At 54.0% G+C, this 21001-nt stretch carries 19 protein-coding genes; 13 read left to right on the top strand and 6 right to left on the bottom strand.

Annotation, left to right across the window (positions count from 1 at the left end; all coding sequences use genetic code 11):
* Positions 1-183: 183 nt before the first annotated feature.
* The 5 genes from LAO76_01910 (at position 184) to LAO76_01890 (ending at position 4657) form a co-directional block, all read left to right on the top strand.
* On the top strand, positions 184-1710 hold the full coding sequence (locus tag LAO76_01910; protein ID MBZ5489671.1) for a M20/M25/M40 family metallo-hydrolase: 1527 nt from the start codon (positions 184-186) through the stop codon (positions 1708-1710).
* Between the two features lie 57 nt (positions 1711-1767).
* Entirely contained in the window at positions 1768-2139 is a 372-nt protein-coding gene (locus LAO76_01905) for a response regulator (GenBank protein MBZ5489670.1), read from the top strand.
* Between the two features lie 104 nt (positions 2140-2243).
* Positions 2244-2657 (top strand): hypothetical protein, encoded by a 414-nt coding sequence (locus LAO76_01900; protein MBZ5489669.1) that lies wholly within the window; start codon positions 2244-2246, stop codon positions 2655-2657.
* A 124-nt stretch (positions 2658-2781) separates the two neighbouring features.
* Complete coding sequence (locus LAO76_01895; GenBank protein MBZ5489668.1) at positions 2782-3759, top strand: curli production assembly protein CsgG; 978 nt, start codon at positions 2782-2784, stop codon at positions 3757-3759.
* A gap of 367 nt (positions 3760-4126) precedes the next feature.
* On the top strand, positions 4127-4657 hold the full coding sequence (locus tag LAO76_01890; protein MBZ5489667.1) for an acyloxyacyl hydrolase: 531 nt from the start codon (positions 4127-4129) through the stop codon (positions 4655-4657).
* A gap of 91 nt (positions 4658-4748) precedes the next feature.
* Here the strand turns inward: LAO76_01890 and LAO76_01885 are convergent, their stop codons facing one another.
* Positions 4749-5696, bottom strand: coding sequence for a hypothetical protein (locus LAO76_01885; protein MBZ5489666.1), 948 nt, complete (start codon positions 5694-5696; stop codon positions 4749-4751).
* Positions 5697-5829: 133 nt separating this feature from the next.
* Here LAO76_01885 and LAO76_01880 point away from each other — a divergent pair, with 133 nt between their 5' ends.
* Positions 5830-6228 carry a hypothetical protein gene (locus LAO76_01880; protein ID MBZ5489665.1) on the top strand — a complete coding sequence of 133 codons (399 nt, stop codon included), beginning with the start codon at positions 5830-5832 and terminating at the stop codon, positions 6226-6228.
* 397 nt (positions 6229-6625) lie between these two features.
* Here the strand turns inward: LAO76_01880 and LAO76_01875 are convergent, their stop codons facing one another.
* Positions 6626-7066, bottom strand: a complete 441-nt coding sequence (locus LAO76_01875; GenBank protein MBZ5489664.1) for a DUF1801 domain-containing protein — start codon at positions 7064-7066, stop codon at positions 6626-6628.
* Between the two features lie 93 nt (positions 7067-7159).
* A complete protein-coding gene (gene aroE, locus LAO76_01870; protein MBZ5489663.1) occupies positions 7160-8743 on the bottom strand; it encodes a shikimate dehydrogenase in 1584 nt (527 codons plus the stop codon).
* A gap of 215 nt (positions 8744-8958) precedes the next feature.
* Between aroE and LAO76_01865 the strand changes: the two genes are divergently transcribed.
* The 4 genes from LAO76_01865 to LAO76_01850 all read left to right on the top strand — a co-directional run bounded on the left by LAO76_01865 (position 8959) and on the right by LAO76_01850 (position 12668).
* Positions 8959-10788 carry a hypothetical protein gene (locus LAO76_01865; protein ID MBZ5489662.1) on the top strand — a complete coding sequence of 610 codons (1830 nt, stop codon included), beginning with the start codon at positions 8959-8961 and terminating at the stop codon, positions 10786-10788.
* A 257-nt stretch (positions 10789-11045) separates the two neighbouring features.
* Positions 11046-11279: a hypothetical protein gene (locus LAO76_01860; GenBank protein MBZ5489661.1), complete on the top strand. Its 234-nt coding sequence runs from the start codon at positions 11046-11048 to the stop codon at positions 11277-11279.
* Positions 11280-11287: 8 nt separating this feature from the next.
* Positions 11288-12244 (top strand): IS1595 family transposase, encoded by a 957-nt coding sequence (locus tag LAO76_01855; GenBank protein MBZ5489660.1) that lies wholly within the window; start codon positions 11288-11290, stop codon positions 12242-12244.
* Positions 12245-12458: 214 nt separating this feature from the next.
* Positions 12459-12668, top strand: a complete 210-nt coding sequence (locus LAO76_01850) for a hypothetical protein (GenBank protein ID MBZ5489659.1) — start codon at positions 12459-12461, stop codon at positions 12666-12668.
* 195 nt (positions 12669-12863) lie between these two features.
* On the opposite strand, the gene LAO76_01845 is transcribed toward LAO76_01850, so the two are convergent.
* Entirely contained in the window at positions 12864-13079 is a 216-nt protein-coding gene (locus tag LAO76_01845) for a helix-turn-helix domain-containing protein (protein MBZ5489658.1), read from the bottom strand.
* 81 nt (positions 13080-13160) lie between these two features.
* Between LAO76_01845 and LAO76_01840 the strand changes: the two genes are divergently transcribed.
* Positions 13161-13514, top strand: a complete 354-nt coding sequence (locus tag LAO76_01840) for a hypothetical protein (GenBank protein ID MBZ5489657.1) — start codon at positions 13161-13163, stop codon at positions 13512-13514.
* Positions 13515-13531: 17 nt separating this feature from the next.
* Here LAO76_01840 and LAO76_01835 read toward each other — a convergent pair whose 3' ends face one another.
* Both LAO76_01835 and LAO76_01830 read right to left on the bottom strand, forming a co-directional pair.
* Positions 13532-14206, bottom strand: a complete 675-nt coding sequence (locus LAO76_01835) for a hypothetical protein (GenBank protein MBZ5489656.1) — start codon at positions 14204-14206, stop codon at positions 13532-13534.
* Positions 14207-15181: 975 nt separating this feature from the next.
* Entirely contained in the window at positions 15182-17320 is a 2139-nt protein-coding gene (locus LAO76_01830; GenBank protein MBZ5489655.1) for a hypothetical protein, read from the bottom strand.
* Positions 17321-18006: 686 nt separating this feature from the next.
* Between LAO76_01830 and LAO76_01825 the strand changes: the two genes are divergently transcribed.
* Together LAO76_01825 and LAO76_01820 are read left to right on the top strand one after the other, a co-directional pair.
* Positions 18007-18924, top strand: coding sequence for an alkaline phosphatase family protein (locus LAO76_01825; GenBank protein MBZ5489654.1), 918 nt, complete (start codon positions 18007-18009; stop codon positions 18922-18924).
* A gap of 352 nt (positions 18925-19276) precedes the next feature.
* Entirely contained in the window at positions 19277-20929 is a 1653-nt protein-coding gene (locus LAO76_01820) for a D-aminoacylase (protein MBZ5489653.1), read from the top strand.
* Positions 20930-21001 lie beyond the last annotated feature (72 nt).

Here is a 21001-nt window from a genome sequence, read left to right as displayed (position 1 = left end):
AGCGCTTTCGGCACGAGTGAACTCGTGCCCTGACACTTGTGATCCTGCATCAGGAGTTTTCCGACCAGAAAACTTCATGCCCTGATACAAGCCAAGCTCATGAAATTCGCAGCAGCATGATGCGACAGTGCCTTAATAATTCCATTTATCATTGCAGCCATGCTGAAACAGAATCGATGGGCAATGGTTGCCGGCGTATTGTGTCTGGCCTCCGCATTCGCCACCGCGCAAGATCAGTCTCCACAGTCCGTACGCAACGCTGTCCGCGAATATCGCCAGCAGCATGAAGCGGAGATAGTACGCAGCTTTGCGCAACTGCTTGCGCTGCCGAACGTCGCCAGTGATACCGCCAACATCACGCGCAATGCCGATGCAATCAGCAAGATGCTGGAGCAGCGCGGCTTTCACACTCAGAAACTTACTGTTGCTGGCACTCCTCCGGTGGTCTATGGCGAACTCAACACTCCAGGCGCGAGACACACATTAATCTTTTACGCGCACTATGACGGCCAGCCGGTGGACAAAGCGCAGTGGGCCAGCGATCCTTGGACGCCAGTGTTACGAGACGGCCCGGTGGATGGCAAGACAATCCCGCTGGAGTCGCTAAAAGGGCCTCTGAATCCGGAGTGGCGAATCTATGCCCGCTCCGCCAGCGACGACAAAACGCCGATTCAGGCCGTGCTTACGGCGACAGATGCGCTGCGCGCCAAGAAGATTCCCATCGGCGTAAATGTAAAAGTGTTTTTTGAAGGCGAGGAAGAGGCAGGGTCGCCGCATCTTGCCGAGGTCTTTCAGCAGTACGGCAGTTTGCTGAAGGGCGACATATGGATTCTGAGCGATGGGCCGGTGAACCAGACGCGGCGCATGCAGCTTTACTTTGGCGCGCGCGGCGTGACTGATCTGGAACTCACGGTGTATGGCCCTGGCCGCGTTCTGCATGACGGCCATTACGGCAACTGGGCCCCGAATCCGGCGGCAGTGCTGGTGGACTTGCTGGCGCACATGCGCGACGCGAACTCGCACATTCTTATTCCAGGATTTTATGATGATGTGCGGGCCTTGACCGCAGCGGAGCGAGCGGCCATCGCGCAGAGCCCTGATGTTGATACGCCGCTGAAGCAGGAGCTTGGACTGGCATGGACTGAGAGCGCAGGCGCTTCCCTGCCCATGGCCATCACGCAGCCGGCGCTGAATATTCGTGGCATCGAAGCTGGGCACGTCGAGGAGAAAGCGCAGAATGCGATTTCCACCACGGCAAAGGCGTCCATCGATTTCCGGCTGGTGCCAAACCAGACCCCAGAGCGGGTGCACGAACTGGTGGAACAGTTCATCACGCAGCAAGGTTTTTATATCGTGCGGCAGACGCCGGACATCGAGACCCGACGCCAGCACGCAAAAGTAATCAAGGTGAGCTGGGGACCGGGATACAAGGCGGCGCGAGTGGCGATGGACGATCCAGCAGTGCAGCCGGTGGTAAGAGCGATGGAGCAGACGGTCGGAAATTCGGTAATCAAGATGCCGCTGCTCGGCGGCAGTATCCCCATGTATCTATTTACTGACGTGCTGAAGACGCCGGTTGTCGGTCTGCCGATTGCCAACCACGACAATAACCAGCACGGCGCGAACGAGAACCTTCGCCTGCAAAACCTGTGGGATGGGATTGAGGTATTCGCCGGAATTTTGTCTGAAGCGGAGAGGAATTGGAAGTAAGCGCCCTTCCCCGGTTCTCAGTTGACCGCAATCAGCGGAACAAGCATCTAACCCCGCATGCCTCGGAACGGACATCGGCTAGGGTTTTTGATCATTGAATCAGAGAGAACAGACGGGCTTTCCACGCGCAAACTGCTGCTGGAATCGGCCAAGCACAACGTGGTGACGGCTTACTCCGGCAAGGAAGGCGTGGAGATGTACAAGCGTTTTCCAAATGTGGACGCGGTCTGCATTGAGGCGGAGCTCCCGGACCTGAAAAGTTCGGCGGTTGCCGAGGGCATACGAAAGCTCAATCCAAAGATTCGCATCGTTGGCCTTTCGCCTCGACTGGCCGCCCGTTGCGAGTGGGCAGATAAGACCATTGACTCCCACGATCCAGGCGCGCTGTTAGAAGTTCTGGTAGAAATGGGCGGGCGCACGGATATTTGACCTGCCTGTCGCGACCACATGCTGTGATCCGCCGAAATGGGCCGCAAAGGTCCTCTTACTTTCGTTACCTTTCGCCTTGCCACGGGCGGGACCACAATATTCCGATGGCGAGCGCAACTACCTACGAATTGCAGTCCAGCACGATCCACGCTATTGCACCCGGGCGCGTGCGCTTTATTGAGCACCAAGGCAAGCGCATCCTTTTTATCAATTACTCGCACTGTGACGGCGCGATGTTGAAAGCCGTGGCGGAAGAAGGACATCGCGTGATTGCGCAGGAACCCCCCAATACCGTGCTCACGCTGAATGACGTGACCGGCACCAGCTTCGACAAGGAATCCGTGGCGGTACTGCAAGCCAAAGTGGCGGACAATGCGCCCTACGTCCGCAAGGCAGCGGTGATCGGCATCAGCGGGTTGCAACGGCTGATTTATGAAGGTGTGCAGGCTTTTACACGGCGACGCCTGCCGGTGTTTGAAAATCGCCGTGAAGCCCTAGCTTGGCTGGCTCAGGAGTAACGTTTCAATCGAAATCTTCACTATAAATACGCAAAACAGTTGTCGGCAGGTGAGTTCTCCTGCTAAAGTTTGAGCGCCAAGACCCCCTTTTAATTACAAAGCTATCTCTTCCAGGAGTAAAACCATGTCGCGAACGATCCGCTTGATGTGTACTTTAGCCCTTTTGGCTGTGACCTGCGCCGCGCAAACCTCGCATAAAAAGCGCGTGGCGGTGCTCGACTTTGATTACGGCACCGTCCAGTCTTATGTGTCCTCTATTTATGGCACCAACCAGGACGTGGGCAAGGGCATTACGGACATGCTAGTGGAAAAGCTGGTAAAGGACGGCAAGTATTCCGTGATCGAGCGCAAAGCCCTGGACAAGATCCTGGCGGAGCAGAACTTCTCCAACAGCGATCGCGCAAACCCGGCGACGGCGCAAAAGATCGGCCAGATACTGGGCGTTGACGCCATTATTATGGGCTCCATCACCAAGTTTGGCCGCGACGATAAGAGTAAAGCGATCGGCGGAGCAGGGTTGTCGTCCCACGGCTTTGGCATTGGCGGCATCAAGCGAAATGAGGCGAAGGCAGTGTGTGCGATTAGCGCGCGCCTGGTGGATACCACCACAGGAGAGATTCTGGCAGCGGTGACTGGTGAAGGCGAGAGTAAACGCTCAGGAACGTCTCTGCTTGGCGCGGGCGGCGGTGGCGGCGGAGCCGGTGGCGGCGTTTTTGATACGCATGCTTCCAACTTCGGCCAGACACTGCTGGGCGAGGCCGTAACGCAGGCCGTGACGCAGGTTGGCAGTGAGTTGGGCACGTCTGCCGCGAATGTTCCCACGCGCAAAGTTGAGGTCAGAGGCGTTGTGGCCGACGTGAGCGGCAATACCCTGATCATCAATGTGGGTAGCAAGACTGGACTGAAGGTCGGCGATGTACTGGAAATTAGCCATGCCGGCCGTCAGATCAAAGATCCCACAACAGGAAAGATCCTGAAGACCATTACCACAAAGATTGGTGAAGGCACCGTGACTGAGATTGATGCCGATTCCGCAACGCTCAACTTCAGCGGAACTGGCGCCAAGGTGGGCGATGTAGCAAAAACGCCGCAGCAGGAATAGTCATCCGCGCAACATTGGATTAGGGGCCTGTTCGTTTACCGGACAGGCCTTTTTTCTGCGCGAATTTTCCATCGCGCCAAGATACCGCACATGTCAGCACGGCTGTACCACTGTGACCGCTCTCACATACGCACAGCATCCAGCTCAGCTATCGTCTGATGGCTACCCCGTTTAGGATTGGGTGGTTGGGAGGAAATCTATGCGGTTCCATACTGGTCCCCGCATTTTTACTTATGCCATCTTTTTCTGCGTCCTTGGATTTTTTGCATTAACCGCCTGCGCCCAGCCGACGCCTGACCCTGCACCATCGCACGTCAGTCGGTCTCTTGCAGCAGAGAATGAGATAGGGTTTTTCGGGACAATTCCAATGGCCAATGCTTCCTATCGGGCAGACGCCGTTGACCGCCAGTTCTACATTTTTGGTATCTCTTACAACCGCCTGCTCGTACATGGCCATTTTTGCGACGTGCGCTGGGTCTCTGAAATCATGCCGGCGGTGGTCCTGAGGGAACCATTCCTGAAAGGCACCAGCATTCCAGTGCTCTCCGCCAACCCTCCTTCTACTTCAACAGGGGTCACCTATGGAATGGGAAGCAATCCCGTTGGCGCACAAGTGATTTTTTTGCCGCAGGGGAAGTGGCAGCCATTCATGGGCGTCCACGGTGGTGTGACGTATTTCACCCGTAACGTTCTTTCGCCTCAGGGCTCCCAATTCAATTTTCTGTTGGATGGACGCGCGGGAATGCGGTATATGCTCAGCGGCAGGCGTTCAGTCTCAATTGCCTATCGCTTCCAGCACATGTCCAATGCCTATACCGCAGTTGATAACCCGGGACTTGATTCGCAGATGATCCAACTCTCGTACAACTTCCCGTTCCACTTCTGGCGAGCGCATTAGATCGTCTTTGGATTAATCCGGTCACGGATGCGGCCCTTATGGCCGCACCCGTTCTGCCCAAGGGCTTCTTGCCCGCATATTCATTCCTCCATCACTGAACTCGCTGCGTGCGCAGCAACTTGCCTACATTGAGTCCAACGTTGAAAGAAAAACTGTTCAAAGCAAACGTCACGCTGCGCGAGTATCCAAATTCCAGGCGAAGCACGCGAGTGGGTTCGAAGCCGAGCCACGCATCTAAGCCGTGCTCGCGCGTAAGGTCGTTTCCGCTTGCGGATGGCTCTCCCGTATTGCCGGGCGGCGGCTGAGCCGGGGCTGGGCCGCCTTCATGTGCTTTCCCATCGCGCGGAACAGCGGCATCAAAGCGATTGAACACCTGCTGGTTGCCGAATGGCACAATCTGGTAGCCGGAACCTCCCAGATAAACGCGATGCACTACCTGAAATTCCGCCCCTTCTTCAAAATGAGCGACTCGGCCCAGGGAGATAAAGTTGCGCGTCACCAATTCAGAGTCGGGAACAGTATTTCCCAATCCTGCCGCTACGAATGGCGTAAAGCGGCCAAAGCGATGGCGGAAACGGTTGTTCCAGTCGATGGTAGCTTTTCCCGAGCTGAAGCCTTTGCTCACGCTGCCTGTAGGAGCGGAAACCGTAAGCGTAGTGCTGTAGTTCACAATGGGGCTGGGCGCATAAGCTTCCACGCCAAAGTACGTATCTCCGGCTCCGGCATCATGGACGCGGGTTTGTCCCGGTGTGCCGCTGGAGTCGTTGGCAAAATAAAGCGGCACGCCCGCAAATATTCCAAGATATCGGTTGAAGTCATACCCCAGTGTCGAATCCAGCTTAAGCAAACTACCGGAAGAATTGACCATGCCGCGGAAATTCTCATATTCATTGAACCCTTTGATTTGCGATGGCGATTGCCCGGCTTGACGACCAGTGTTTTCTCCCGGAGATGAATTGCCGGGATTCTGGCAGAATGCGGGCGATCCAATACCCAAGGCGGCGACAAAGACAAGTGCCCGTACGAGACCTGATTGCATATTTCCACTCCTTGCGCAAAGAGAATTGCGCAGCATCTTTCCACGTAGCGCAGAGCGTCAACTTGCGGCACGCTCAGCAAAGGGAAGAAATGCGGGAAGGGGCAGAGACGCAGATCCGCTGTGCCTCTGCCCTGTGGCTTTGTTATTGGTATTGGCCCGTTATGCGGGAATACCGGGACGCAGCCTACCTGAGCTGCTGGACAAAATCGTTATGGTGCTCGGGCTCAACTTCGTGCTCATTGTCCCGGCCACTGTTCCTATCGCGATTGCGCTCATGGTCGCGGTCTCTGTCTCTCTCGCGCTCCACTTCGCGCTCCCGCTCGCGATCTCTATTGCGAGCCCGGTCTCTATCGCGTTCGCGTTCTCGCTCGCGATCCCTGTTTCTATCTCGATCGCGGTCCCGATCTCTTTCATGATCTCTGTCGCGATGGCCTATGGAGTGTCCGCCGTCTTTGGGTTGTGCAGCGATGGTAAGACTTCCAACGGTGCTGCCGCCGATGGCGAGAATTACAATCCAGACAAATTGCCGTAGTTTCCTCTGCATTACGAACTCCTTCAGCTTTGGATTTTGGGCGATTTGGGCGATTCCTAGGAAAGATGCCCTCCTTCCAAGTGAAGTTTGCTCGCAGAGCAGAAAATAAAATGCGAGTAGGAGAAATTTAATAAAGGAAATAATTCGCCAAAGGAAATAATTCGCCATTGGTTGCGAAAAGTCACTCTGGGCATTCAAGCCAAAATAATTTGTTCCGCTGGACCGAACTGAAGGGTCATACCCTGATGAGGCGCAAGGGTTGATCGGGCGATTTTAATCCTTGCTACTCAAGGGGCCTCAGGGCCAACACCCTGTGGCCCCCAAATTAAAAATTTTCTTTTTTGAAAGCTTCGTCAGGCTGATACTGCCCGGGCGCCGCATGGTGTGTCCAAGTGGCTCACCCACCAGGGGTCCGCTTGCTGCTTGCTCGCCCGGTCTTTGGCCTGGGCGTACTTTTGTCCTTAAGATTAAGGGCCACTGCAGCGCGGATAAGATTCTTCAGCGCCGCCTCATTGATCTTGTCGCCTTCGTGAATGTCGATGGCGCGCCTGACATTCCCCTCAAGGCTGGAATTGAATAGGCGTGAAAGGTCTTGCAACGCAGCACCTTTGGCAAATGTCATCTTGACGATGTTCTTGTACGTTTCTCCGGTACAGACGATGCCGCCGTGGGAAAAGACGGGAGTTCCCATCCACTTCCACTCTTCCACCATCTCAGGATCTGCCTGGTGGATGATTTCGCGCACTTTTGCGAGCGTCTTCCCTCGCCAGTCCCCAAGTTCCCTGATCTTGTTGTCGATTAATGCAGAGGCAGATTCCGCTGGGACAGATTTTTTCATGCAGTTCCAACTCTCGCGCCTAATTTTAGTTGCGCTCACCTTAAGCCTGCATTGTCTATCCGAAAAGAGATACAGTCGCTGTGGCTTCAGATCTTACTTTCCTTTCTTCTCCGTCTTACCTTCCGCGGCCTTTGCGGCGGCCTGTTGAGCCAGTGCGTGGTCCACCACGCGCTGCATATCGAGAATGGGAGCGGGCTTGCCGGTCCAGATCTCAAACTGACGTGCGCCCTGCTGTACAAACATTTCCGCGCCGGAAATCACGTGCATGCCGCGGGCACGGGCCATCTTGATCATTTTGGTTTCCGCCGGGGTATAGACCATTTCAAAAAAATACTTGGCCTTCATCTCCGGCTCGGTAAGCGGCAGCGGATCTTTGTTACCTTCCATGCCGGCTGGAGTGGCATTGATGATCACATCAAATTCCAGCTTCTTCAGCATGGTGCGGTTGATCACTTTGGCTTTGGCTTGCTTGGCAAGCTTTTGTGCCGACGCCGCATTGCGGCTTAGGATGGAGACTTCAGCACCGCGCTCTTTCAATCCAAAAACGGCTGCGCGGGCCGCGCCTCCGGCGCCCAACACAAGGATTCTTGCTCCCTGAAGACGAATGCGCATCTCCAGCGGACGCACAACGCCATTCACGTCAGTATTAAATCCATAGAGGTTCCCATCCTGGCTGCGAACCAGCGTGTTACAGGCGCCCACTTTGGCTGTCCACGGATCGCTCTTATCCAGATGCTTCAGGATGGGCTCTTTGTACGGCATGGTGATGCTGAGGCCGGCGATGGGAATATCCTGCACGCAGGCCGTCAGGTCTTCCAGGGTCTTGGCATGCAGCGCCAGATAAACAGCGTTTACGTTTTCGCGGCGGAATGCGGTGTTCAACATCGCGGGAGAAAGAGAATGGGCCACGGGATCGCCGGCCACGCCATAAACGCGCGTCGCGGCATCAACCTGATCGATCCGATAGACATCGCGCAGCGCCCGGGCCGCTAACTGTCCCGGGCCGGTTTCTTCTCCGGGATTAGCGGCGGCAAAGGTGAACTGGCTGCCGGCACGCACACAGAGCACCCGACTGATCACGCCCTGCTCCCCCATGCAGAGCCCAATCAGCGAATGCGCATGGCTGTACTTTTCCAGGAACTTCATCATCACGACATTGTCATAGAGCGAATTTGCCGTGGTGACGAGCTTGAAGAAGTCGCAGGGATGCTGCTGCATCTTGGCAAAAGTTTCTTCCAGCTTTTTTGTGCCGCGAAAGTCATGGTACGAAAGGATCAAGTGGGCAGATCGGCGCAAGCGATTGAAATCATTAGGCTTGAGCTGCGCGGCGGTTTCGAGTTCAACATCCACCAGATGGCAACCGAGACCGGCGGCTTTTACCAGAATGTCAATCTGCGAGGCTATGGATCCTTTGAATTTGCCTCCGTTGGCCGCGCGGCGGCAGGTGGCCACAATCAGCGCTTCAGGGTGAAACTCCACAAATGTCTTGAGCTTGGGTAGGCCCAGAGACGGATTGGGAAGATAGTCTAACCTGAACTCAATAAAGGGGTTATCCCGGACCGCAAGGTCTGCTTTCTGTACCATTTCCGCCGGGTTGGAAGCGGCAATAGCCACACACACCCGGGGTAGCCGGGCGGGCAGGAACCTTGGTGCGTAACTGGATGATGTTCCATTCATTAGATTTACAAGAGGCTGGCCATCATACGTGAGCAAAAATCACAGATTCAAGCACCGAATGCAAGAAGTGAATAGAACTTCTGTAATTAAGCGTATCTGCTTAGTAAATAAGAGTTTAGTTGAAGTCGCAGGAAAGGCGGTGATATGTTCCACCCGGGACATTGCGCGTCCCGTGGGAGAGCTGTTCTCCTGCAGAGGCGTATGGGGGAGGAAGTATGAAGAATTTCAAGCTGGTGCCGCTGGCGTTGGCGGGGATGGTTTTTTCGAGCCTGGGCTTTTCACAACAGCCCCAACCTGTTCAGCCGCAACCTGCTCAAACACAGCCTGTTCAGACACAGCCTGCTCAGCCGCAACCAGTGCAACCAGCACTGAAAGCACAAGAGCATGCCGCCAATCTGGATGTTGGCAATACGCCTACGCGCAGTGACATGTATTGCTCGGGCTTTCTGTCGAACGAAAAGGTCCCTGACAAAATGTTCGTCGCTGGTGGACACAACAGTCCTGACCAGACGCGATATGCCGGCGCAATCGACACGATTTTTATTCACGGCCAGGGAATGAAAGAAGGCGATCGCTATCAGATTGTCCGGCTGGTGAAAGACAACAATGACTACGAAATATTTCCGGGACAAAAGTCCGCGTTACATAACGCGGGCTTGCCGTATCTCGAATTGGCGATCGTGAAAGTAACGGAGGTGCAGAAGAGCACTGCGGTAGCCACATTTGAGCTCAGCTGTGCCGACGTGATGCCCGGCGACGTTGCCATTCCTCTGGTGGAGCGCGAAGCGCCACCGTTCCGAAAAGTCACTCTGGACCGCTATGCGCCACCCTCTGGAAAGCCCCAGGGGCGCATTGTAATGGCCCAGGAGTTCGATACGTTTCTGGGTTCCAAATATAAGGCGTACCTGAACATCGGAGCGGACAAAGGCCTGAAACCCGGAGACTATCTGCGCGCGACGCGCACGTATTCCTATTCCTACCATGATCCGGTCGCGGGGCTGTCACTCAAGGCCACGGATTATGACGACACGCAAAAAGATCCGCACAGGCTTCCTAGTGGCGAGCTTTCCAGTCTGCCGCGCCGCACTCTGGGGGACATGATCGTTCTTAACGTGCAGCGCAAAAGCGCTACAGCCATGATCCTGACCGCGCTTGAAGACATAACCGTGGGCGACGGGGTTGAAGTGATGGACATAAGCGATGCGCCGGTTCTGGCCCCGATCCAGCCTTCATTCACCAATGCGCCGCAACCGGAAGCCGCAAACGCAACAACGACTCCGCCGAAGATTAACTGTTCAGCTTCACCCACCAGCCTTCGCGCCGGTGAGAGCGCTTCCATCAGCTGTGAGGCCGTAAGTCCCGATAACAGGCCCGTGAATATCACGTATGTCGCCAATGGCGGCAAGCTTTCTTCCAATCGCAACCAGGCCACGCTTGATACCACCGACTCCGGCCCAGGGCCTATCGCGGTCCGCGCTACGGCTTTTGACGACCGGCAGTTGAGTGCATCCACCGTGGTTACTGTGAACGTTGAATCCGCCGCACCTGCCATGCCCACAGCGCAGAAGCTGATGGAACTCGACTACAAGCCAAATAGCGGCTATGTGGACAACCGTTCCAAGGCCGTGCTGGACGATGTCGCTTTAAAGTTGCAGCAGGACCCGAACCTTAACGTAGTGCTCTCTGGCTCTGCCGATGCCGGTGAGCCACGCAGCCTGGGCTTGCAGCGCGCACAGAACGCCATGGCGTACCTGTCCAAGTTTAAGGGGATCGATCCGCAGCGCATCCAGACCAAGGCGGCAACAGAGCCAGGACGCAAAGTGGAAGTCTGGACTCTGCCGGCCGGAGCGACATTGCCGGGAGCAGCGCCTGCTCAACCGCCACAAGGAACTGTTCCTCAGGATCAGCCGGCAGCCACGCAGCCACCTGCGGCAGAGCAACCTCCGGCATCGCAACCGCCGGCAGCTACACCGCCGGCAGATCAGCCTCCGGCAGCAGAACAACCCACGGCGACGCCGCAACCAACGCCGCCGCCTGTGAACTAACTAAGGCAGCTTCAGTGAACGGGGTAGAGGTTGGGCTTTCCCGATGTCGGCGATCTTGCCCCTTCTCCTCCGTGTTCCTTCGTGACCTTGGTGGTTAAAGGTTTTGGGTTTTCTTGCGACCTACTGCCTGCGTCCCTCAGCCAGAGACCCCACCCCCATAGCGCCTTTGTTGATAACAAAAGCCAAACCCCGGCAATAATATACTTGACTAACCAACGTACTTGTAATATCATTTTTCTATGCTTACCGATTCACAGATGGCCGACCTGATTGACATGCTTGTGATTCAGCAGCAGGAAATTGTTGGCCTGAAAGCAAGCGTTTTAGCTCTGTTGAAGATTGCTCAAGAGGCTGGCCTTGAAGACGTTCATACCCGTTTTCAGGGGTATGCCGCAGACCAAGTAACGCAAGCCAATATTCCTGAGATCGTCGAGCTAAACAAAGCACTTCAGACATTGTCTCGTCAATTACGTGCGAAGTCTGTGAATTAGTGGAGTCCATAATGAAACCTAAAACCCTTCAAGAAGCGATTCAACACTTCAGCGATGAACAGGTGTGCATTGATACCGTGGCCGCTCTCCGCTGGCCTGAGGGTGTCATCTGTCCTGCTTGCGGTCACAAAGAGCACTATTACCTCAAGACTCAGAAACGCTGGAAATGCAAAGACTGCAATCGGCAATTCTCCGTCAAGCTGGGAACCATCTTTGAGGATTCTGCTATCCCTTTGAACAAGTGGCTTGTGGCTCTGTGGATGCTTACCAGTTGCCGCAATGGTGTTAGCTCTTACGAAGTTCACCGCGCCATCGGCATTACTCAGAAATCGGCATGGTTTGTTCTGCATCGGCTTCGCTTGGCTCTGCAAGGTAGCGGGATCGTCAAAATTGGTGGCCCTAACTCTGAGGTTGAAGTTGATGAGACTTTCATCGGTGGCAAAGCGCGCAACATGCACGCTGCTGCCCGTAGGCGCAAAGGCGTGAAAGATGCCGGAGCAAAAACCATTGTTATCGGTGTTCTTGAGCGTGGTGGAAAAGTTCATGCGAAAGTTGCTTCAAACCGCAAAAAGGAATCAATCGAAGCTGTAATTTTCCCCTCTGTTGAAAAGGGTGCGACTGTCTACACCGATGAATTTCCAGCCTACAAGTTTGTGACTGCTGAATACGAGCACAAGGTAATCAATCATCTGGAAAAGTATGTCGATGGAAATATTCACACTAACGGAATCGAAAATTTTTGGTCACTGTTGAAGCGCGGCCTGAGTGGAACTTATGTTGCGGTCGAACCCTTCCACCTTTTCCGCTATGTCGATGAACAGGCGTTTCGCTTCAATCACAGAATTTCCGCTGATAACAAGCCAATGAAAGACGGCGAGAGATTTGAAATTGCCCTTTCGCACGTTGCCGGGAAACGACTAACTTTTGCTCAGGTCACTGGCAAGGTGGAAGAAACGCCCTTCTAATCGGTTTCGCTTGAAGCGCGGGAAACGCCCGAAGTCTTAGGGCGTTTTTTCTTTTTGCGCTGCTCCTGGTATTCCTTTTCCCTGCGCTGTAATTCAGATCGCGGAACGGTGAGGATGGTCCTCAGACTGTTTTCAAAAACTGTGTATTCACTGGGCGTTTTTGGGTTAGACTTCATATCCCAATAATAATCCTTCCCCTCAAGCGAGAATCAAGATGAAAGAACCAGAATATTTGTGGTTGAAATGCAAAGTCTGTAAAAAATTACATCGAAGTGGGCCGGTTATTGCTGGCCCCGGCCCACTTGTAAATTTCCCGAAGCTTGGCAAGACTGAGTGTCCTGACAATCCGGGGCAATTTGCTGAATATGATTCCGAAGACTGGATACAAGCGACTGAGTCAGAGATTGATAAGCTTGGAGGCTAATGTCTTTCGTGACATGCGGTTCTTTGAATCGCCAAATCCCATCCGAACCAAGCCACATCCATGTATCTTCTTTAAGTTTGATGATTTCTTGCATTTGAGCACAACTCCATGCGATGATTCGCTTGGAGCGCAAACCGTTTTCAAAAGTCCCGACTGGCATCGGGGCTTTTCCTTTTTTGTATAGTAACAGCTCTGTCAAATATTCTTGAGCAATTCACTCATGCTCACACCAAGGCCAGTCGCCAGCATGTCGATAACCCGCAAGCAAGGTTCCTTTTTCGCGTTTTCCAAGTCAGATAGATAAGTGGTTTCAATTCCGGCTTTTTCGGCTAGCGTCACCTGAGTAATTTTCTTTGCGTTCCGAACAGCCTTTAAACGCTCTGCAAATCTTTCGACAATATCAGTTGGCATTCATACAGAATCGTCCTTATTGCTAAAAAGCGTGTAATGCTATAGCATAAGTTCCCTTAGCGGTAAACGAGAGGACAAGCCATGGCATCACCCAAACTTACCAGCCGTGAACGGGCAGAGGTTTACCGTCTGATTTTCCTGCTGAATCGCTCGTTTGATTTCATAGTCCAGCACCTTGACGCGATACAGAAAACCGGACTGTTTAAATCCAAAGTCGCAAAGCTGTATCCCCGCTTCACGCAAGAACTGCAAGCTGAATTTAACCAGCAGGTTCTTGAAGACCTGCACCAGATCGAGCTTGACGATTGGAACGAATACGGAAAATCACGGCAGAAATACGAAAAGCATCTCCGCGATCCCAATGACGTTTTCATTCAAGCGGAAGAACGTAGAAAGCAGCTTGCCAAACAGCGCAAAAAGTCCAAGCGAGAATAATTCATGTGGGCGAGTTGTTATAAATATCCAATATTCCCCATGTTCAAATCCGTTGGTTTTACTTTCACATCAAGAATAAGATGGACATCATTTACATCTCTATTCGGCTGTAGAAGTAAATCTGTTGTTACTGAAACGTGATCGATAAATTTATCGTCTTCAAGCAGACAAAAAAAAGGGTTCTCATCTTCCGTAGGCTCCCCGAAACATTCAGCATTATTTTGGGGACGGCGCAAAGCATCAAAAAGAGTCTTTAACCTGTTATCTATATCGCCAGACTGGATGAGCGTTATTCCGGGTTGGTCATACCGCAGAAACAGAATATCTATCGCGCAAGCCAACTCCTTTTCGCCAGTCACAAGGGGAGCGCAATTATAAGACCCGATGGTAAATTTATTGGCCAAGTATTCAAGATACAATCCGTCGCCAACCACATATGCACCTTGCGGATTCTGGGGAAAATGAGCAGCCACATCAACCAAGTGACGATTTACTGTCCATAGCCTTTTTAATTGTTTGTGGAACTCTCGTCTTACGTTGTGTTTATGCTGGCCGCGAGTGTCGTTCCTACTCGCACCAAGCAATAGACCGTCATATATCAACCTGAATTGCACGCAGCCCTCCCATGAGATAAAAGGATCAGATTTTATGACCCTCAGGGTCGAATGCGGCAGTATGGGCTTAATCGCCATGGTTAGTCAAGTATATTATTGCCCAAACCCCAATTCGACCGAGCGGTGACCGAACGGTCGAAAGCCCTTTTCTCCGTTTTTCAGGGCCCCAATCGCGGTCAATTTTGGCCCTGTTTTCTCGTTCCATGTGTCCGGTCGGCAGAGGGTCGCAACTAAGCACGTTCTAAGCGCCAACTGTCAAGCAGCGGATCTTTCCGGCTAATTGCTAGTTGCTAATCACTAATTGCTTATTTGTCAAAGATCTTCTTTAGAGGACCTCACACCCTGAGGCGCTGCCGGAGTATAGCTATTTTATTCGCCCGAATCAATTGCGAATCAGTTCATCGTTCTTTATATGAAATGTAAGAATTTGGCCGCAACTCATGCGCCGAGTTCCTTCTGACTTCTGCTCGAACGTCAATCTTTCAAACGCCCATTTTTCGTTAGCCAGGAATCGGTACATCGGCCAAAAAATTCGAGCTGGAGAACGGGCGGGCACACCTTCAAAAAACCCGTGACGGTAAAATATGCTTGGTAGCTGAAGATCTCTTCGAGGATTTTGCGCGTGCCTGCCGGTCAGTCCCCGAGTCTGTCACGGAGCAATCTTGGACATCACAGTGCGTTGCATTTACTGCAAAACGGCAGACTCACTGAAGTTTACGAGCGTGGAGCATGTCTTCCCGCGGAGTTTCGGAGTGTTTGGCTCTAAAACACCCACCCTGAAAGGCTGTGTTTGGCGATGAATGCAATCAATATTTTAAGACACACCTCAATCAGCTCTTCGCGCGAGAAAGTCTAGAAGGGAATCACTCGCTACAACAAGGGCATCTTCTCGCGAGAGTCGCGAGTGCAGAAGCAATTGGTGATCTCTATCCCCGAAACTCCTGAAATGGTTGAGGACTTCCTTTGCACCCCTTAGCCGTGTTATCGAAAGCAAGAAGTCCGCGCCACGATGGCAACAACAAAACACTACTTTGAGGTACTCAAGTTGTGGCGTTATTTCTTCTGCTCCGCAGGTAATTTGAGCTCTGGTAATACCCACGCACTGTTTGCCGGCTTTGGACGCACGCCCGTAGGCGGCGGCTGCAGAATCTGTTCAGCGCGCACCGGTCCCACTGCGACTCTGAGTGCCTGCGCAACCAGTTGGTGTTGTAGCAGAAGCGCTCTGTTTGCGATTCTTGCACCCGGGCTCATAATTCGTGGCTCGGTTTTGCTCAGGGCCCGGCTCCGCCTCACCCCCGGAGTTGATGTTCGCGGTACCGGAGTTGCAGTCACAGCAAGCGGCCTGCCAGCGTTGGCTAGATTGAAGCGCGCAAATTGCGTGGGCGAATTCTCAAAAGATTTGCGGCTGATATAGAAGGCATGGTTCACCACAAGTGTTGCCTCAGCTGGTGGATGCTGATACGCATCCTCAAATTTTTGCCATTCTGCCGGGGAAAGCTTGGCTTTGATGGGACCCAGGTAATCGTCGCGATCCGCGAATACAGACTGGGCTTTAGGCCGGACGAGGATGATTGCCTTCTTATTTTGCGTGGGGCTGGGAGTCGGTTTTATCGGCTCGACTCTTGTAGCGGCCAGCGAGCCAACTTGCGATTTACCGGTAAGAGTGCGATCGGCCAAGCCGGCATGATTGATGGTGAGTTCGCCCCACATCAGCGGTGAAGCCACACCGAAAGTTGTGCTCTGGGGCGAGGGTAGATGAATGGTTACCAGCAAACCGTCTGGATATGTAGTCGCACTCCACCAGCCTCCCTGGCCGCGCTCCTTGATGTTGGAATTCGCAATCGTAGGCTTTTGCGCAGCCGGGAGCGGTAGAAGGAACTGCATGGTAGTAGTGCTGGAAAACTGGTGAAGGTCCTGGCTGCAGCCACCCTCATCCCCCTCTGGACGCGCAAAGAAGACCCAGAAATCACTGGTAGAGGTGGAATGGCTGGGAATGCGCGCCATTAACCCGAGCACCGGATGCAATTCAGCATGAGCGCCATGTTTGTTATCCATTCCTATAAGGCCTGTAACAATCGCGTCGGCGCCATCAATCATCCCTTTGGCCGCAGCCCAGGAACTGTCTCCATCCACAGTCTGGTGAAATGAGCTCCACCAGGGGGTATCAAAGTAGTCGATGGTTTCGTCGCTGTCGAACTCCAGGCCCAGGCTGCGGCGGGGATCCTGACCGGAGAAAGCATCGTTGCCAACGGTCGCAGAAGCTTGATCGGCCCGCTGCAGCGTCATGTCGTAATCATCATCACCCAAACCGCTGGGAACAGGGTTGGAATGGTCCGTGAAAAAGAGCTTTCCCGTATACGTCGCCAATCCCCAGTTGATGTGCCCGTGAACCGCACCCGCGACTCCACCCGAGGCCTGGCACACGGTCCAGAAGGCCGGATCGCTCCATACACTTGGTTCGTCCACTGTAGGGCTCTGCGTTGTGCAGGATGGATTTCCGAGCTGAAGATTGTCACCTTCATCGTGAAAGTTATTGCACAGCTGCCCTGCATCTGGGACGCGGCCATTGGTTGTGCCATCGGAATTGACCTGCATGCCCCAGTCGGGATTCAGTGGGAGCACATTGTCATCCACCGCGCTCCACCACAGATCCATGGGAGCTTTCGGTAGCTGCGGCACGGGCGCGGGACCGTTGCCGGATGGATGCGTGATTGTGAGCTGTATAAAGGCATCGTCGAGGTTTTGGCATTGGTTCTCAGTTCCATCATCGTGATCGTAGTAACCATTGTCATCATAATTGTCGTCGTCGTATCCCAGCTCGAGAACGAACAGATTTGGATCGGCTCCCGGTGGGGCAGGCAGAACGACAACAGGAGAATTTGCAATCACGCCTTTAATGGGTTGCAGACCTATGGTCGCTGAAGCTATTCGAATCCGGCCATGGTACAGGCGGTCGCTGTTGTCACCGCTGGGATCCACATATCGCTTCCAGGTCTTTCCTGCTCCTCCGGTTTGCACGCAGCCTCCTGCGGCTACCTCAACTGTATCGCCGGGAATAAATGTCACCGTGGGATACAGGGTAGAGCGCTGCGTGACTACTGGGCGTTCAATCCGCACCTCCACAACATGGCCGTTATCCGAAATGACAGGATCATCGGCGCAGGCTGGCGTTACGACAAAAACGAAAGCCATCAGCGCGCTGAAAACCACAAATAGCCGAAGTGGCGTTATTCTTTTGCTTGTTGGTTGTTGCCACAGTTGTGTGCCATGCATGTGTGTTTTCTCCGAACGAGGTTTTTTGATCAAGCATTCTAACCAGGCACCTGAATTCCTTACATCCGGAACAATTTAAGAAGCTAAATCGTATCACGATCTTTTTGGGAAACTGTCGCGATTGCGAGCGCACTGCGCAGCGTTGACAACACCCCTTCTGCAGCCACTTTCTGGTTTCGTGAATGGTATTCGGTTCAGCTTTGACAGGCCGACACCAGGCGTCGCCTGTCCTTGGGGTTACCCTCGGATTTGAACTACCCTTGCCGACATAGATAATCGCGGCTCGTATTGCGAAAGCTAAGATTGCGAAGCCCACGACCTCAAGCTCCGTAGCAGACGGGGCCGGCCAACCACGGGCGTATTTAACGATGGAAAGCGCTCGAAGTGAACAAGTCTTCCAGGGTGTTCGCGTGCTGATCGGCCTAACTTGGCCGTCTTCCGGCGAAAATTCCCAAAATGGGTCGCCCCAATCACTTTTCTCCAACATTCATGGGCTTTTCAACTCACCTTCACATTTCTTCTCTAATCTCTTCTCGGCAATGCTTCGCTCCGAATCGAAAGGATGAAGAGCGGGCGTTGATACACCAAGAAAGGAAAGTGAATCCATGAAGCTGGTACGAATCCTCATGCAGTTAGGCTTGTTTTTTACGATATTCGGCGCTTGCCTTCCGTCGGCAGCACAAACCGGAAACATCAAGACGGTGTGGATCATCCTGATGGAGAACCACAACTGGTCGCAGATCAAAGGCAGCAGCAGCGCGCCTTACATCAACAACACGCTTCTGCCCATGGCGTCCCACGCAGAACAGTATTTCAATCCGCCTAACATCCATCCCAGCCTGCCTAACTATCTTTGGCTGGAAGCGGGCACGAACTTTGGCGTGCTGGACGATAACGCGCCCAGTTCACACCACTTCAGCACCACGCAGCATCTGGTGACCTTGCTGCAAAACAAGGCGGTTTCATGGAAGACCTACCAGGAAAGTATTTCCGGCACCACCTGTCCGCTCACCAGCAGCGGAGAGTATGCGGTAAAGCACAATCCTGTTGTCTATTTTGATGATGTTACCAACACGCTCGATCCCAACTCGGCCGAGTGCATCAACCACGTGCGGCCTTTTACCGAGTTTGCCTCCGACCTGGCCAACAACAACGTGGCTGCCTATAACTTCATCACTCCCAACCTGTGCGATGACATGCATGATAGCTGCAAGCCTACGCGCAACCCGGTGAAGCAGGGCGATACCTGGCTCTCCCAGAATATTCCCACGATTTTGAATTCGGCGGCATACAAGGCGGGCGGCGCCATCTTTATTACATGGGATGAAGCCGCTACCGGCGACGGACCAATCGGCATGATCGTGCTCTCGCCGTTCGCGAAGGGTGCGGGCTACTCCAATAGCATCCACTATACGCACGGCTCCACGCTGCGCACGTTTGAAGAGATCTTCGGCGTCACGCCGCTGCTGGGCGATGCCGCCAACCAGACTGACCTCAGCGATTTGTTTGCCGTCTTCCCGTAATCAGAAATCCAGCCGCAAAACGGCGTGTGCCCATCCTTTCCGCGTTCTTTGCGGAAGGGTGGGACCGCCTCGCGTGGAGATATGCTATGGATCGCAGGCGCCCTCGCCTGCGACTATTTTCGGTTCTCAACAAAACATCGGGGTCGCCATTGAGATCTATGGCACAGGCACTCCTGCCTGTGCCTGCATCCTCTTGCAAGCCTATTAAGCATAGGCAAGTGCCTGTGTCACAAAAACAGGTTTTGTTTTCGTCCACCGGTGGTTTACCCTTCCGGGCATGACATCTCGGCTCCTGTTTCGCCTGCTTGGACTTCTTCTGCTCGTCGCGCCGTTTCTTACCGCTCAACAAAACATGGAAATGGCCGGCCCTGACATTGTGATCCACGGCGGCCGCATCATCGATGGCACGGGCAATCCGTGGTATGAAAGCGATATAGCCATTACCGATGGCCGCATTGTCGCCATTGGGAAGATGCCTGGCGGAATCGCCAAGCGCGTGATCGAAGCGAACGGCATGGTGGTTGCGCCTGGATTTATTGACATGCTGGGCCAGTCGGAGACGGCGTTGCTTATCGACAATCGTTCTTTGAGCAAGCTGGCGCAGGGCATTACTTCGGAGATCACGGGCGAAGGCGGCTCCATTGCGCCGCAGAATGCAATTACGATTGCGGCGGCGCAGCCATCTCTCGATCCATATCATTTGAAGATTGACTGGACGACGCTGGACCAATACTGGCAGCGGCTGGCGAAGAAAGGCACGCCGATCAACATTGGCACGTATGTAGGCGCGGCGCAGGTTCGCGAGGCGGTGCTGGGCGACGTGAATCGCGCGCCGACTCCGGAAGAGATGGAAAAGATGAAGGCGCTGGTTGAGCAGGCCATGCAGCAGGGAGCGCTGGGTATTTCCACGGCACTGATCTATCCGCCGGGACATTACGCAAAGACAGAAGAGCTGATTGAGCTGGCCAAAGTGGCCGCGCGCTACGGCGGAATTTACGCCACGCACATGCGCAGTGAAGGACAGAATGAGGTGGCCGCCGTCCGCGAGGCGTTGCGCATTGGCGAGGAAGCTCATCTGCCAGTGGAAATATTTCATTTAAAGGTCAGCGGCAAGTCTCGCGCGGGAAAGATGATTGACATCGTGCGAATGATCCAGCAGGCGCGTGATCGCGGCCAGGACGTGACCGCCGATATGTATCCGTATCTGGCCGGCGCCACTGCGCTCGCTTCCAGCCTGCCGCCGTGGGTGGCCGATGGCGGCATGGACAAGTTGCTTGAGCGTCTGCATGATCCAGCGGTGCGCCAACGGATCAAGACGGAAATGTCCGCCACAGGCGAGCGCACATGGGAGAATCTTTATCTGGATTCCGGCGGAGCGCCGGGCGTGATGGTTGCGTCCGTGGTGAACCCCGACTTGAAGCAGTACACCGGCAAGACGGTGGCGGAGATTGCACAAGCGCAAAAGGTCGCGGGCGGCAATTCCGCGCAGCATAGTAAAGACCCGCTGGATGCGCTGATGGATTTCGTGCTGGCTGATAAAGGGCTCTCCGGCGCGCTCTATTTCATTGCCAGTGAAGAAGACCTGCAAACCGGATTGCGGCAGCCGTGGACCAGCATCGGCCTGGACGCGAATGAACTCTCGCTCGATGGGCCGCTGTTTGAGCCGCATACCCATCCCCGCTCTTTCGGCAGCATGCCGCGGTTCCTGGGACATTACGTACGCGATCTGCAATTGATGCCGCTGGAACAGGCGATCCGCAAGATCACTTCCCTGCCCGCGCAGCGCGAGCACCTGACCGGTCGCGGCCTGGTCAAGGAAGGCTTCTTTGCCGACATCACAATCTTTGATCCCGACAACATCATCGACAAAGCGACGTACACTCAGCCTGCGCAGTTGGCGGAGGGAGTGAAGTACGTAATCGTGAACGGAGAGGTAGCATTCGAAAATGGAAAGGCCACCGGAGCCATGGCGGGCAAGCCGCTGAAGGGACAAGGAGTGAGGTAACAAACCATCTCGACCGGGATATTTCGCAATCAGCGCTCACAAAAAATTAAAGCGAGATTAAAGCGCACCCTG

The organism is Terriglobia bacterium (genome assembly GCA_020072645.1).
Classification (GTDB): Bacteria; Acidobacteriota; Terriglobia; order Terriglobales; family Acidobacteriaceae; genus Angelobacter.
This window is presented reverse-complemented; position numbering and strand designations above follow the sequence as displayed.

Coding starts and splice junctions, on each gene's coding strand:
- LAO76_01910 (MBZ5489671.1), top strand. CDS start 184: ATGGTTGCCGGCGTATTGTGTCTGGCCTCCGCATTCGCCACCGCGCAA.
- LAO76_01905 (MBZ5489670.1), top strand. CDS start 1,768: ATGCCTCGGAACGGACATCGGCTAGGGTTTTTGATCATTGAATCAGAG.
- LAO76_01900 (MBZ5489669.1), top strand. CDS start 2,244: ATGGCGAGCGCAACTACCTACGAATTGCAGTCCAGCACGATCCACGCT.
- LAO76_01895 (MBZ5489668.1), top strand. CDS start 2,782: ATGTCGCGAACGATCCGCTTGATGTGTACTTTAGCCCTTTTGGCTGTG.
- LAO76_01890 (MBZ5489667.1), top strand. CDS start 4,127: ATGGCCAATGCTTCCTATCGGGCAGACGCCGTTGACCGCCAGTTCTAC.
- LAO76_01885 (MBZ5489666.1), bottom strand. CDS start 5,696: ATGCAATCAGGTCTCGTACGGGCACTTGTCTTTGTCGCCGCCTTGGGT.
- LAO76_01875 (MBZ5489664.1), bottom strand. CDS start 7,066: ATGAAAAAATCTGTCCCAGCGGAATCTGCCTCTGCATTAATCGACAAC.
- aroE (MBZ5489663.1), bottom strand. CDS start 8,743: ATGAATGGAACATCATCCAGTTACGCACCAAGGTTCCTGCCCGCCCGG.
- LAO76_01865 (MBZ5489662.1), top strand. CDS start 8,959: ATGAAGAATTTCAAGCTGGTGCCGCTGGCGTTGGCGGGGATGGTTTTT.
- LAO76_01860 (MBZ5489661.1), top strand. CDS start 11,046: ATGGCCGACCTGATTGACATGCTTGTGATTCAGCAGCAGGAAATTGTT.
- LAO76_01850 (MBZ5489659.1), top strand. CDS start 12,459: ATGAAAGAACCAGAATATTTGTGGTTGAAATGCAAAGTCTGTAAAAAA.
- LAO76_01845 (MBZ5489658.1), bottom strand. CDS start 13,079: ATGCCAACTGATATTGTCGAAAGATTTGCAGAGCGTTTAAAGGCTGTT.
- LAO76_01840 (MBZ5489657.1), top strand. CDS start 13,161: ATGGCATCACCCAAACTTACCAGCCGTGAACGGGCAGAGGTTTACCGT.
- LAO76_01835 (MBZ5489656.1), bottom strand. CDS start 14,206: ATGGCGATTAAGCCCATACTGCCGCATTCGACCCTGAGGGTCATAAAA.
- LAO76_01830 (MBZ5489655.1), bottom strand. CDS start 17,320: ATGGCTTTCGTTTTTGTCGTAACGCCAGCCTGCGCCGATGATCCTGTC.
- LAO76_01825 (MBZ5489654.1), top strand. CDS start 18,007: ATGAAGCTGGTACGAATCCTCATGCAGTTAGGCTTGTTTTTTACGATA.
- LAO76_01820 (MBZ5489653.1), top strand. CDS start 19,277: ATGGAAATGGCCGGCCCTGACATTGTGATCCACGGCGGCCGCATCATC.